The 11,584-nt window shown below is 66.0% G+C and carries 12 protein-coding genes and 2 pseudogenes; 10 read left to right on the top strand and 4 right to left on the bottom strand.

From position 1 onward, the window contains the following. Window positions 1–14: 14 nt before the first annotated feature. The 4 genes and pseudogenes from FJT57_RS02880 to psmA all read left to right on the top strand — a co-directional run bounded on the left by FJT57_RS02880 (window position 15) and on the right by psmA (window position 2,785). Window positions 15–767 carry an RNase P subunit p30 family protein gene (locus FJT57_RS02880; RefSeq protein ID WP_144901494.1) on the top strand — a complete coding sequence of 251 codons (753 nt, stop codon included), beginning with the start codon at window positions 15–17 and terminating at the stop codon, window positions 765–767. Beyond that, window positions 751–1,380 (top strand): annotated as a pseudogene (locus FJT57_RS02875) (class I SAM-dependent methyltransferase); the annotation flags it as partial. The gene FJT57_RS02880 and the pseudogene FJT57_RS02875, both read left to right, overlap by 17 nt. Window positions 1,381–1,524: 144 nt before the next feature. Further along, window positions 1,525–2,004 (top strand): Rpp14/Pop5 family protein, encoded by a 480-nt coding sequence (locus FJT57_RS02870; protein WP_144901490.1) that lies wholly within the window; start codon window positions 1,525–1,527, stop codon window positions 2,002–2,004. Between the two features lie 4 nt (window positions 2,005–2,008). Continuing rightward, window positions 2,009–2,785 carry an archaeal proteasome endopeptidase complex subunit alpha gene (gene psmA / locus FJT57_RS02865; protein WP_144901488.1) on the top strand — a complete coding sequence of 259 codons (777 nt, stop codon included), beginning with the start codon at window positions 2,009–2,011 and terminating at the stop codon, window positions 2,783–2,785. A 247-nt stretch (window positions 2,786–3,032) separates the two neighbouring features. On the opposite strand, the gene FJT57_RS02860 is transcribed toward psmA, so the two are convergent. Next, complete coding sequence (locus FJT57_RS02860) at window positions 3,033–3,386, bottom strand: helix-turn-helix transcriptional regulator (protein ID WP_144901486.1); 354 nt, start codon at window positions 3,384–3,386, stop codon at window positions 3,033–3,035. A gap of 25 nt (window positions 3,387–3,411) precedes the next feature. Further along, entirely contained in the window at window positions 3,412–4,191 is a 780-nt protein-coding gene (locus FJT57_RS02855) for an NRDE family protein (protein WP_144901484.1), read from the bottom strand. 115 nt (window positions 4,192–4,306) lie between these two features. Between FJT57_RS02855 and FJT57_RS02850 the strand changes: the two genes are divergently transcribed. After that, complete coding sequence (locus FJT57_RS02850) at window positions 4,307–4,744, top strand: universal stress protein (protein ID WP_144901482.1); 438 nt, start codon at window positions 4,307–4,309, stop codon at window positions 4,742–4,744. 260 nt (window positions 4,745–5,004) lie between these two features. Here FJT57_RS02850 and purH read toward each other — a convergent pair whose 3' ends face one another. Continuing rightward, window positions 5,005–6,606 (bottom strand): bifunctional phosphoribosylaminoimidazolecarboxamide formyltransferase/IMP cyclohydrolase, encoded by a 1,602-nt coding sequence (gene purH, locus FJT57_RS02845; protein ID WP_144901480.1) that lies wholly within the window; start codon window positions 6,604–6,606, stop codon window positions 5,005–5,007. 168 nt (window positions 6,607–6,774) lie between these two features. Between purH and purB the strand changes: the two genes are divergently transcribed. From purB to FJT57_RS02820, 5 genes are all read left to right on the top strand, one after another. Then, window positions 6,775–8,181, top strand: coding sequence for an adenylosuccinate lyase (purB, locus tag FJT57_RS02840; protein ID WP_144901478.1), 1,407 nt, complete (start codon window positions 6,775–6,777; stop codon window positions 8,179–8,181). A 51-nt stretch (window positions 8,182–8,232) separates the two neighbouring features. Continuing rightward, on the top strand, window positions 8,233–9,312 hold the full coding sequence (locus tag FJT57_RS02835) for a glucose 1-dehydrogenase (RefSeq protein WP_144901476.1): 1,080 nt from the start codon (window positions 8,233–8,235) through the stop codon (window positions 9,310–9,312). Beyond that, the gene (gene gfcR / locus FJT57_RS02830; RefSeq protein ID WP_144901474.1) at window positions 9,296–9,949 is read left to right on the top strand and encodes a transcriptional regulator GfcR; all 654 of its coding nucleotides are present in this window, start codon (window positions 9,296–9,298) and stop codon (window positions 9,947–9,949) included. Before FJT57_RS02835 ends, gfcR begins: the two co-directional genes overlap by 17 nt. Before the next feature lie 91 nt (window positions 9,950–10,040). Further along, the gene (locus FJT57_RS02825) at window positions 10,041–10,382 is read left to right on the top strand and encodes a glutaredoxin family protein (RefSeq protein WP_144901472.1); all 342 of its coding nucleotides are present in this window, start codon (window positions 10,041–10,043) and stop codon (window positions 10,380–10,382) included. Window positions 10,383–10,616: 234 nt separating this feature from the next. Next, entirely contained in the window at window positions 10,617–11,183 is a 567-nt protein-coding gene (locus FJT57_RS02820) for a DUF7110 family protein (RefSeq protein WP_144901470.1), read from the top strand. Window positions 11,184–11,256: 73 nt separating this feature from the next. Here FJT57_RS02820 and FJT57_RS16575 read toward each other — a convergent pair. Continuing rightward, window positions 11,257–11,584 (bottom strand): annotated as a pseudogene (locus FJT57_RS16575) (aminomethyl transferase family protein); the annotation flags it as partial.

Here is an 11,584-nt window from a genome sequence, read left to right as displayed (position 1 = left end):
GAGTTCTCCCCAGTATGTACGAGGCGGTCCACGCCTACCCCGACGGAGCCAGCACGGCCGCCCGCTTCGCGGCGACGGCCGAGCGCTACGGGTACGACGGCGTGGTCGTCCGCGCGGACGACGCGTCACCCGAGTACGGACGCCTCCGCGAGTCGCTTTCTGTCGATGTCGTCGACGCCGCGGAAATCGTCGCATCCGACCCACAGCACGCCAGCGGCGCGGTCGGCAACGCTCGGACGAAACACACGGTCGTCATCGTGGCGGGCGGGACGAACGCGCTGAACCGCTTCGCCGTCGAGCAGGCGCGCGTCGACGTCCTCGCGCGGCCGTTCGAGGGCACGGTGAACGGCGACGACCGGAACGGTCCCAACGGGCGAAACGGCAACGGAAACGGTGACGGCGACGTCAACCACGTGCTCGCGAAGGCCGCCCGCGACAACGACGTCCGGATCGAGGTGAACCTCGGGCCGGTGCTCCGCGACCGCGGCGGCCGCCGCGTCCGCCACCTGCGCAAACTCCGGAAACTGAAGCAGCTCCTCGATCACTACGACGCGCCGTACGTCGTCAGCGCGAATCCGACGTCGCACCTGAAGCTCCGAGCGCCCAGGGAGCTCGGGGCGGTCGGCGAGGAGATCGGCCTCGGCGCGGAGTGGACCCGCGCGGGACTCGAAGCGTGGGACCGACTCGTCGCTCGCAACCGAGAGCGGCTGTCCGAGTCGTTCATTGCCCCGGGCGTCGAACGGGGACGGTATGAAGAAGACGATTGACGAGCACGCCGAGCGCTTCTCGGAGCTGGCGTCGTCGTACGACGACGAGCAAGATTCCAGGGAGTACCTCGCGTGCGCCGACCTCGTCGTCGAGCACGCCGCCCCCGGCCCCGAGGACGTCGTCCTCGACCTCGGCACCGGAACCGGCGCGATCGCCCTCGCGCTCGCGTCGACCGCCGAGCGCGTGATCGGCCGAGACATCAGCGGCGGGATGCTCGACGAGGCCCGCTCGAAAGCGGAAGCTGGGGGAATCGAGAACGTCGAGTTCGGGGAGGGAAGCTTCCGCGAGCCCAACTACGACGGCCCGGTGAACATTGTCACCTCCAACTTCGCGATGCACCACCTCTCCGACGACGAAAAGCGCGAGGCGATCGCCGTGATCGCGGACCTGAACCCGCGTCGGTTCGTCCTCGGAGATGTGATGTTCTTCGGCGCGCCCGACCCCGACGAGCCGTTCTACAGTCCCGAGGTCGACGACCCTGCGACCGTGGGGACACTCGTCGACGCGCTGACCGACGAGGGGTTCGCCCTCACGGCCGTCGAACGCGTTCACGATCAGGTCGGCGTCCTCGTCGCCGAGCGCTTCGGCGACGCCAGCGAGCGGGTCGACGTCGCGACCGAAACCGGGTCGGATGCGACCGACGCTGACACGAACGGAAACGGCACTGATACGGATTCGAACGGCGGTGACACGGATGCGAACAGCACTGATACGGATTCGAACGGCAGTGACACGGACGCGAGCGAGGAGTGAGAGATGAAGCACCTTCCGAAGCACCTCCAGCCGCGCTGGCGCTATCTCGCGGTGGGGATCGAGACGTGGCCCGACGCCGACCTCGATCGCGGGTCGTTTCAGCGCGACCTGTGGTACGCGGCGCAAAATCTCTACGGCGACGCAGGGAGCGCCGAGGCCGACCTCACCGTGCTCTCGTTTCACTTCACCGAGGGAGACGGCGAGACGATCGTTCGCGCGCACCGCGGCACCGAGGAACGGGCCCGCGCCGCCATCGCCGCGCTCGACAGCATCGACGGCCACCCTGTCGGTGTCCGCGTCCGCGGGATTTCGGGCACCGTTCGTGCCTGTGAGGAAAGGTATTTGAACGGCCGGACCGGACATGGACAACAGAGAGACGTCGTGTTCGAGAACGAATCCACCCCCGCCGTCGTCCGCGACACCCGCGTCGACGTCGAGGTCGAAGAGGGATTCGCGGGCGCGACGCGGCTCGATTTCGAGTGATACTATGCAGGGACAAGCCCAACAGCAGGCATACGACCGTGGAATCACGATCTTCTCGCCCGACGGTCGCCTCTACCAGGTGGAGTATGCCAGAGAGGCAGTCAAGCGAGGGACCGCGAGCATCGGCGTCCGAACACCCGAGGGAGTCGTCCTCGCGGCCGACAAGCGCTCGCGCTCGCCGCTTATGGAACCGACGAGCGTCGAGAAGATCCACAAGGCGGACGACCACGCTGGCATCGCCTCGGCGGGTCACGTCGCCGACGCGAGACAGCTGATCGACTTCGCGCGGCGTCAGGCGCAGGTTAACCACCTCCGCTACGGTGAGGCGATCGGCATCGAGACGCTGACGAAGAACGTCACCGACCACATCCAGCAGTACACCCAAGTCGGCGGCGCGCGCCCGTTCGGCGTCGCGTTGCTCATCGGCGGCATCGAGAACGGCGAACCGCGGCTCTACGAGACCGATCCCTCGGGCACGCCCTACGAGTGGAAGGCGGTCTCGATCGGCGCGGACCGCGGCGACCTCCAAGACCACCTCGAGGAGAACTTCGCCGACGACCTGACGCTCGATGAGGGCGTCGGACTCGCGCTTCGCGCCATCGCGTCGACGAACGACGACGAGCTCGCGTCCGATGGCGTCGACGTCGCGACGGTGTCGACCGAAACGGAGGCGTTCGTCGAACTCACGAACGACGAGATCGCCACCTACATCGCCGACAACGACCTCGAACCCACCGAGGACGACGAGGACGGCGAAGACGCTGACGGCGACGAGGAGTAAACCGCTACGAGGCGGCATCCCCGTTCACGACGCTCCGCTCCGTCTGTTTCTTTAATCCACCCAGAACCGCCGTGGTTCGACGTCCACGCACTCACTACAACAGCCACGTGCCCACTACATAGCTACGCGTCCACTTCGACGTCCACGCACTCAATTTGACTTCCCGTGTTCCCGAGCCAACAGCTGAATCGGCGTCGACTGTGATACGAGGACCCCGTTCTCGTCGGCGACGACGAGTCGGCTCCGCTCAGTACTCCTCGTAGGCGAGATTCATCAGCCACTGGGAGAAGGCGTCGCTGTTGTGGTTGACTTCTTCCTCGCCGATGAAGGGCGAGAGCATATCCCCGGCCATCAAAAGCGAAAAGTCGAGGTCTCGGGCCGCCGGTTCGAGGTGGTAGGTGTTGTGGCCGTCGTACACCGTCTCCTCGCGCTCGATGAGGCCGAGCCCGGCGAGTTTTTCGGCGATTCGGCTCCCCTTCCGCGAGGAGATGTCGAGTTCCTTCCAGAAGTCGCTCTGGTGGATCCCTCCGGTCTCTCGGATGAATTCCAGTGCTTCGCGTTCGTCTTCCGAGAGGTCCGCTTCGGCGGCTCCTGCGCTCATACTCCTCACGTGGCCCGCGAGTCGTTTAAATGTGACTTTCGACCGGGCGGAACGACGTCTCACACGGCGGGCCGTCTGCGAACCGGAATTCGGACGTTCCGTCCGCAGACAGCGTCACCAGCGACGACGACCGCGTCCCGAAGCGTCGCTCTCGGTCGTGCACGCAGACGCCGTAGTCGTGATCGCCGAGCACGTCGGCCGCGCGGTCACGCCAGGCGGCAGAGTCCTCGGCCGCAATCGGTTCCAACGCCTCGCGAACGCGAACCGCGTTCGCCGCCTGTTCGGTCCCAGCCTCCGCGTCCCACTCGGGCTCGAAGGACTCCCCGTCGATGCCGACGTTGACGACGACGTGGACACCCGGATCCAGCTCTCGGACGCGCAGCTCGCCGTCCCACTCGAAGAGAAACGCCTTTGGGGGTCTCGAAGTGGCGTCGTCGATCCGCCCGCGCTCGGCGACGACGAGATTGAACCCGTCGTAGGTGTCCGCGTCGACGGCCGCTTCGACGACGGTTCTCGCGTCGTCCGCGCTCTCGGTCCCGAGGACGTCGCGGACGAGCAGTCCGCGCGAGCGTTCCCCACCGTTGGGCACGTCGACCCAGCGGTTCGTGACGCCACAGAACACGCCGGATTCGTTGTACCCGATCCACGTGCCGCCCGCTTCGACGTCGCGCGGAGCGACGAAGGACGGGTTCCCGTCGCTGACGGCCGGTCCCTCCGATTCGCGATCCAGCGACTCGTCGCGGTTGGCCGCCACCACGAGGGGAGCGTCTTCGAACACGCGCCACGCCAGTGTCAGTGTACACACGCCGTACCGTTCGCGCGGCGGCGAAATATACCCTCGGCTGGCGGCGAGAGCGGTCCATCGACGTCTCACGATCAGGACATCGTTCAAGAGGGTGCCGGACGAACGGTACGCCGAGATGTACGACGACGTACTCGTTCCCACTGACGGCAGCGACGGGACGGTGCAGGCGCTCGAACACGCGCTGGACATCGCATCGACGCGGGACGCGACGATCCACGCGCTCTCCGTGGTGGACAGGCGGCTCTATCTCGCCGCGGGCGAAGAGCAGAAGGAGACGTTGAAGGAGACGATGAAAGGGGACGCGCAGTCGGCAGTCGAACGCGTCGCCGACCAGGCTGCGGAGGGTGGCGTCGACTACACGACAGCCGTCCGCGACGGGGTTCCGTACCGCGCGATCCTCGAATACGCCGACGAGAACGACGTCGACCTGATCGTGATGGGAACGCACGGGCGCTCCGGGCGGGACAAACTCGCGAACCTCGGCAGCGTGACGGAACGCGTCGTCGAGAATACCCAGAAGCCGATTCTGGTCGTTCGGATGACCGACAGCTAGGCGTCGCGCGGCCGACAGTAACCGACGAGGATTTATATTCGATGACGGGGCCACACCCCGCGTGCGCTGAGAAACGCCTCGCGTCGGGCTGCGGTTGTTCGGCACGTCGACGTGGGGGTACGGCGATCCGGGGTGTTACGCCTCCTGACGATGTCGCCGACGCGGGTGCCGACTGTTCGCCCTTTGGCTCGGAACCGGCAACCCACAGCCGCGGCTCTGTCACTCACTTCTGTCGTGAGGAAACACCCGCTTCGCTTCGCTCAGTCGTGCCGAAAGCACCGCCGCCCGGTGAACACCATCGGAATCCCGCGCTCGTCGCAGGCGGCGATTACGTCCTCGTCGTTGACGGAGCCGCCGGGCTGGATAACCGCTCCGATCCCGGCCTCCGCTGCCTCCTCGACGCCGTCAGGGAACGGGAAAAAGGCGTCAGACGCCATCACGGCCCCCTCGGGGCTCTTGCCCTCGGCGTCGGATTCGGCCTTCATCGCGGCCAGTTTGACGGCGTCGACTCTCGACACCTGGCCCATTCCGACGCCGACGGTCTCGGTGCCGTCGGCGAAGACGATGCCGTTCGACTTGACGTGTTTGAGGACCTTCCAGGCGAACAGCATCGTCTCCAGCTGTTCGTCGGTCGGCTCCGTCTCGGTGGCGATTTCGACGTCGTCGCGGGTGGGCGCCCACAGATCGCGCTCTTGGACGAGTCTCCCGCCGACGAGCGGCTTCTCCGTGAGTCGGTCGCTCCGGTCGTCGAGGTCGCCGACCGCGAGGACGCGCAGGTCGTCTTTCTCGCAGAGCACGTCGAGCGCGGCCTCGGTGTAGCGCGGCGCGACGACGACTTCCTTGAAGGAGTCGACGATCTCCTCGGCCGTCGCGGCGTCGCACTCGCGGTTCAGCGCGACGATGCCTCCAAAGGCGCTCATCGGGTCGGTCGCGAGCGCGTCGGCGTAGGCGTCCGCGAGCGTGCCCGCCGTCGCACAGCCCGCCGGATTGGTGTGTTTGATGACCGCCGCTGCCGGTTCGTCGAACTCCTTGATCAGGTTCAACGCGGCGTCGGCGTCGTTGTAGTTGTTGTAGGAGAGCCCTTTCGCCCCCTCGTTCAGCTGCGGCGCGTCGACGACGCTCGCCTCGTCGACCGCGGCGTCAGCGTACACCGCGGCCGCCTGGTGGGGGTTCTCGCCGTAGCGGAGCTCCGCTCGGCGGTCGTCGGAGACGACGCGACGCTCGGGGAAATCCCCGCCATCGTCGCCCTCGACGGCGACGGTCAGCGCTGTGCCCCCGTCGGCCTCGCGCTCTTCAATGGTGAGTCGATCCTGCGCGACCCACCGAACCGCGCGCGGGTACGCGGTGAACTCCGCGTCGTAGAGCACGCGCGACTTCAACGCGTCGAGGTCGTCATCGGCGTACACCGGGACCGACTCCTGGGTGACGATCGGTCCCGCGTCGACCTCTTCAGTGACGACGTGGACGGTGCAGCCGGTGACGCTGACCCCCGCGTCGAGAACCTGCTCGTGCGCGTCGTCGCCGGGGAACGACGGGAGCAGCGACGGGTGAACGTTCAGCGTCGTCGGCGTGGCCTCCAGAAACGTCCCCGTGAGGATCCGCATATAGCCGTCCAGACAGACGAGGTCGAAGTCGTAACTCGACAGGGCGTCGAGGATCCGCGCTTCGTGCGATTCGCGAGGTTCATCGGCCTCGCGCTCGACGACTTCCGTCGGAATTCCGCGCTCAGCCGCGGCGTCGAGGATCGGTGCGCCCTCGTGGTTCGAGAGGACCACCGCCAGTTCAGCCCCGCCCGGTCCGCTGTCGTCGATGTGTCGGAGGTTCCGTCCGCGATTGCTCGCCAATCCGGCGATCTTGGTCATACCTGTGAGCCCTCGCGCAGACAGTAAGTCAGTTGCGGTCCTCTCGATCGAATTATGCACAATTGCGGATAGGTGTGTGCGAAAAGAGCGCCTCAACGCCATTATCTATACACGGGAGTGAGGCTCGCCATCGACACGCTTTTTTAGCGCACCGCGGAGATTCCGCGTATGGACGATCTCTCACGTTCCGATCCGCTCGCGGCGGTCTCCCCACTGGACGGACGGTACGCGGGCCGAACCGAGCCGCTCGTTCCCTACGCGAGCGAGGCGGCGCTGATGCGGGCGCGGCTCCGCGTCGAGGTCGAATACTTGCTCGCGTTGGACGCCCTCGCGGCCACTCCGCTGTCGCTCTCCGACCCCGAGCGCGACGATCTCCGAACTGTCATCGAATCGTTCGACGGCGACGACGCGCGGCTTATCAAGCGCCTCGAAACCGAGGGCGCTGCGGGATACAGCGCGACCAACCACGACGTGAAGGCCGTCGAGTACTTCCTGCGCACGGAGACCGACGAGCGAATTCACCCGTGGATCCACTTCGGGCTCACGTCCGAGGACGTCAACAACCTCGCGCATCGACTCCTCGTGAAGCCAGCCGTCGAGGAGGTGTTGATGCCCGCGCTCGCGGCCGTCCGCGACGAACTCGTCGACCTGGCCCACGAGCACCGCGACACGCCGATGATGGCGCGAACGCACGGCCAGCCAGCAACGCCGACGACGTTCGGCAAGGAGATGGCCGTCTACGCCGCCCGCCTCGGGACGACGATGGGACGCGTCGTCGACGCCGCGAGCGGGCTTTCCGGCAAACTCGCCGGTGCGTCGGGGACGTACGCCGCGCACGCGGCCGCCTACCCCGACGTCGACTGGCGCGCGTTCTCCCGCTCGTTCGTCACCGACCTGGAACTGGAACACACCGCGCTGACGACGCAGGTGAACCCCTGCGACGACCTCGCGGCGCTGTTCGACGCGCTCCGCGGCGTCAACAACGTCCTCGTCGATCTCGATCGCGACGTCTGGCTCTACGTCTCGAACCGCTACCTCGGGCAGGAAGCCGACGCGGGCGAGACGGGCTCCTCGACGATGCCGCACAAGGTGAACCCGATCGACTTCGAGAACTCTGAAGGGAACCTCTCGAAGGCCAACTCGGACCTGACGTTCCTCGCAGACTACGTCACGACCTCGCGGCTCCAGCGCGACCTCTCGGACTCGACGGTCAAGCGGAACATCGGCGCGGCGTTCGCGCACTGCCTGATCGGCTACGGGAAGGCCGAAGCGGGGCTCGGAAAGGTCGTCCCGAACGAGACCGTGATGCGCGAGGAACTCGAATCCCACCCCGAACTGATCGGCGAGGCCGTGCAGACGATCCTCCGACGCGAGGGCGACACCGAGGCGTACGAGCGAGTCAAGGCGCTCACGCGCGGGCGAAACGTCACGCTCGAAGACTTCCGCGACCTCTTCGCCGATCTCGACGTCGATGACGCGGTGAAAGCGGAGCTCGCTGAGCTCTCTCCGGTGACGTACGTCGGTCTCGGCGACGAACTCGTCGGTGAGCTGGAGTCGCAAACTGGAATGCAATAATTAACTCAATGTAGAATAAATCTTTTATCAGGTCGACGCGTACGTCTGGGTATGCAGGCCATCGCCGTCGAGCGCGGGCGGAACCGACCGGTCGTCGTGGACACCGAGCGACCGATTCCCGCGTCCGGCGAGGTGCTCGTTCGGACGCTCCGCGTCGGCGTCGACGGGACCGACCACGAAGTGATCTCCGGCGGCCACGGCGGATTCCCCGCCGGGTCGGACGCGCTCGTTCTCGGCCACGAGGCGGTGGGTGTCGTCGAGGATCCCGGGGATACGCGGTTTTCGCGTGGAGATGTCGTCGTCCCGACGGTCCGTCGCGCGCCCGGCGAGTCGAACGAGTACTTCGCCCGCGGCGAACCCGATATGGCCCCGTCGGGCGCGTACCACGAGCGCGGAATCGAGGGCGCGCACGGGTTTATGGCGGACTACTTCACCAGCCCCGAGGAATCGCTGGTGACGGTTTCGCGCTCGATTGCGGAGATCGGATTCCTCGTCGAACCGCTCTCTGTGGTCGAAAAGGCGCTCGAACTCGCTGCCGCGTCGCGCTCGTCGTTCACGTGGGAACCCTCGTCCGCGCTCGTGCTCGGAAACGGTAGCCTCGGGTTACTCGCGCTCGCGCTGCTTCGACAGAGGGCAGAGTACGACCGCCTCTACTGTCTGGGCCGCCGGGACCGCCCCGATCCCACGATCGACGTCATCGAGCGTTTAGGTGCGACCTACGTCGACTCGCGGGAGACGCCGCTCGGAGACGTCGCCGACGCGTACGAACCGATGGACTTGATCTTCGAGGCGACTGGCTACCCGAAGCACGCCTTCGAGACGATCGAGGCGCTCGCGCCCAACGGCGTCGGCGCGCTGCTCGGCGTCCCGGGCGCCCAGTCGTTCGAGATAGACGGCGGGGCGCTCCACCGCGAGTTCGTGCTGCAGAACAAGGCGCTCGTCGGCAGCGTGAACTCGAACGTCCGGCACTTCGAGGCTGCCGCAACGGCGCTCGAAGCGTTTCCGGAGTGGTTCTGCGACGCGATAGTCACCGGCGTGTACGGCCTCGACGAGTTCGAGGCGGCGTTCGACGACGACGATACCACTATAAAAACCGCCGTCCAATTCAGCGCGTATGAAGAACGTCGATGACCTCATCGCGAGCGCGGCCGAACTCGCCGAGCGCGGCCTGTCGAAGGGCGAGATCGCCGACGAGTTGAACGTCTCGCGGGAGACGGCGAGTTGGCTCGTCGAACGAAGCGGCACTGACAACCACGAACCCGCACCGGAGCCCGTCGAACGGGACAGTGACGGACGCAGCGGCCCGCACGACATCCACGTCGACTGGAGCGCCGTCGGTCGGGACTCGAAACGGCTCAGGCACGTCGCCCGCGCGATGGCCGATCTCTTGATGAAACAGGGCGAAGAGGTCGATCTCACGATCGGCATCGAAAAGGCGGGCGCGCCGCTCGCGACGGTGGTCTCGACGGAGCTCGACACGGATCTCGGCTCGTACGCGCCCGCGAAGCACCAGTGGGAGGAGGGCGATATCGAGGAGCTCGGCGGATCGTTTTCGCGGAACTTCGCACAGATTCGCGATCGGGAGTGCTACGTCGTCGACGACACGATCACCTCGGGAACGACGATGCGGGAGACGATCGAGTCGATCCGCGAGGAGGGCGGTGACCCGGTCGCCTGCGTCGTCATCGTCGACAAGCAGGGAATCGACGAACTCGAAGGCGTTCCGGTGTACTCGCTGATCGACGTCGTCCGCGTCGGCAGCGAGTAGTCGCTGTCCGCGCTTCGCCCGGCCTCGCGAGCGGGTGCGCCGTCTCGCGCGCCGACGCAACCCATTTCACCGGTGATCGCATAGGGAGCCTATGACGTTTCAGCCCGGTGCGGATCTGAGCGCGGACGAGGTACAGGCGCGGGTCGACGAGGCGATCGAGTCGAACGACGTCGTCCTGTTTATGAAAGGGAACCGACTTATGCCGCAGTGCGGGTACTCACAGCGCGCGGTGAACCTCATCGCTCAGTACGTCGAGGAGTTCGAGACGGTAGACGTGCTGCCCGCGCTCGATCAGTACCGCGGGGCGCTCGAACCACACAGCGGCTGGGAGACGATCCCGCAGACGTACGTCGACGGCGAGTTCGTCGGCGGCAGCGACATCCTCGCGGAACTCGACGAGCGCGGCGAACTCGAGGAGACGCTGCAGGGGTGACCGGCGAGGGATCGCCCCGTCTTTGACCCCGTCCGATCGATCTGACGGCGGCGATCCGGCCGTACGCTCCGTTTCGAGAGCATCTCGATGCGTTTCGGGAGCGGCGCGAACGCTTCATCTCGCCTCCGATCTCGCGAATCAAAGAGTAGACCCTATAAGCCCCCGGTGCCTACCAACACACAGGTACCGACGTCCCGTTGCGTCCGGCTCGTACGGGTACCACTCAAAGTAACTATGTCAGGCCGCGTATACCGACTTCACTCGACACTGGAACTGCCCCTCGAAGAGGTCGAAGAGTACCTGAACGGTGACCCGGACCTGCCGCCCGAGGTCACGGACGTCGAGGTGACCCGTCGGAACAACACGCTCATTCTGAAGGCCGTCGCGGCCGAGGACAATCTGAGCAAGTACACCCCGACGGCGCAGTTGAAAGCCAGTATCACGGAGAACCGCGTCTACGAAGAGGAGCCACCCCGCGCGGGCGCACCGCGCTGGGAGGAAGAAGAGGAGGAAATCCCCTCCGAACTCGTCGAGTTCGCCTGCTTCAAGGGCGACCGCGAGACGGTGTTACAAAACACCGCCCTGCAGTATCCGATGTTTCTCGTTCTCCGCGAGATCGCTCTTCTCGCCGAGAAGGGCACGCTCACGGCGATCACCGAACTCGACGGCGAACTGACCGCACACCGCATCGTCGAGGGCGAGGAGCGCCCCGCGAGCATCGAGGTCGTCGAAAACCCCTCGAAAAACGATAACGGCTCGAACGGCGTGAACTGGCGCGATAATAAATTCATCTCTGACTGACGGTACTCGGATCGACGACGCTCTTCGGTCGAACTATTGAAAATCCGCTCTCGAAAGGAGTTTCTACGGCGTTCTACCGGCGGTCCTGCTTGTACGGCGCGGGCGCGACGGTCGCGCGGATTTCCGTCTTCTCGTGGCGTTCGACGCTCTTGTTCTCGCTGCCGTCGGCTTCGCCCCACGTGAGCGTGACTTCGGTGCCGGGTTCGGCGTACTCGGTGTCGACGAGCGCGAGCGACAGCATCTCGCGGTGGTTGTAAATGTAGCTCATCCACTTCGAGACGCCGACGAGTTCGCCGTCGACTTTCACCTCGTCGTAGTGGCACGCCGAGGAGCGCGGCGCGGGCATATTCATGAACTTCTTCGTCTCACCCTCGCGGAACAGCGACGCGTAGACGTCGACA

Source organism: Halobellus captivus, from assembly GCF_007655485.1.
GTDB lineage: Archaea > Halobacteriota > Halobacteria > Halobacteriales > Haloferacaceae > Haloquadratum > Haloquadratum captivum.
The sequence above is the reverse complement of the archived record's forward strand: the minus strand, read 5'-3'. Positions and strand labels throughout refer to the sequence as shown.

What these genes read in the sequence shown, in the direction of transcription:
- FJT57_RS02880 (WP_144901494.1), top strand. Translation starts at nt 15, where the DNA reads ATGTACGAGGCGGTCCACGCCTACCCCGACGGAGCCAGCACGGCCGCC.
- FJT57_RS02870 (WP_144901490.1), top strand. Translation starts at nt 1,525, where the DNA reads ATGAAGCACCTTCCGAAGCACCTCCAGCCGCGCTGGCGCTATCTCGCG.
- psmA (WP_144901488.1), top strand. Translation starts at nt 2,009, where the DNA reads ATGCAGGGACAAGCCCAACAGCAGGCATACGACCGTGGAATCACGATC.
- FJT57_RS02860 (WP_144901486.1), bottom strand. Translation starts at nt 3,386, where the DNA reads ATGAGCGCAGGAGCCGCCGAAGCGGACCTCTCGGAAGACGAACGCGAA.
- FJT57_RS02850 (WP_144901482.1), top strand. Translation starts at nt 4,307, where the DNA reads ATGTACGACGACGTACTCGTTCCCACTGACGGCAGCGACGGGACGGTG.
- purH (WP_144901480.1), bottom strand. Translation starts at nt 6,606, where the DNA reads ATGACCAAGATCGCCGGATTGGCGAGCAATCGCGGACGGAACCTCCGA.
- purB (WP_144901478.1), top strand. Translation starts at nt 6,775, where the DNA reads ATGGACGATCTCTCACGTTCCGATCCGCTCGCGGCGGTCTCCCCACTG.
- FJT57_RS02835 (WP_144901476.1), top strand. Translation starts at nt 8,233, where the DNA reads ATGCAGGCCATCGCCGTCGAGCGCGGGCGGAACCGACCGGTCGTCGTG.
- gfcR (WP_144901474.1), top strand. Translation starts at nt 9,296, where the DNA reads ATGAAGAACGTCGATGACCTCATCGCGAGCGCGGCCGAACTCGCCGAG.
- FJT57_RS02825 (WP_144901472.1), top strand. Translation starts at nt 10,041, where the DNA reads ATGACGTTTCAGCCCGGTGCGGATCTGAGCGCGGACGAGGTACAGGCG.
- FJT57_RS02820 (WP_144901470.1), top strand. Translation starts at nt 10,617, where the DNA reads ATGTCAGGCCGCGTATACCGACTTCACTCGACACTGGAACTGCCCCTC.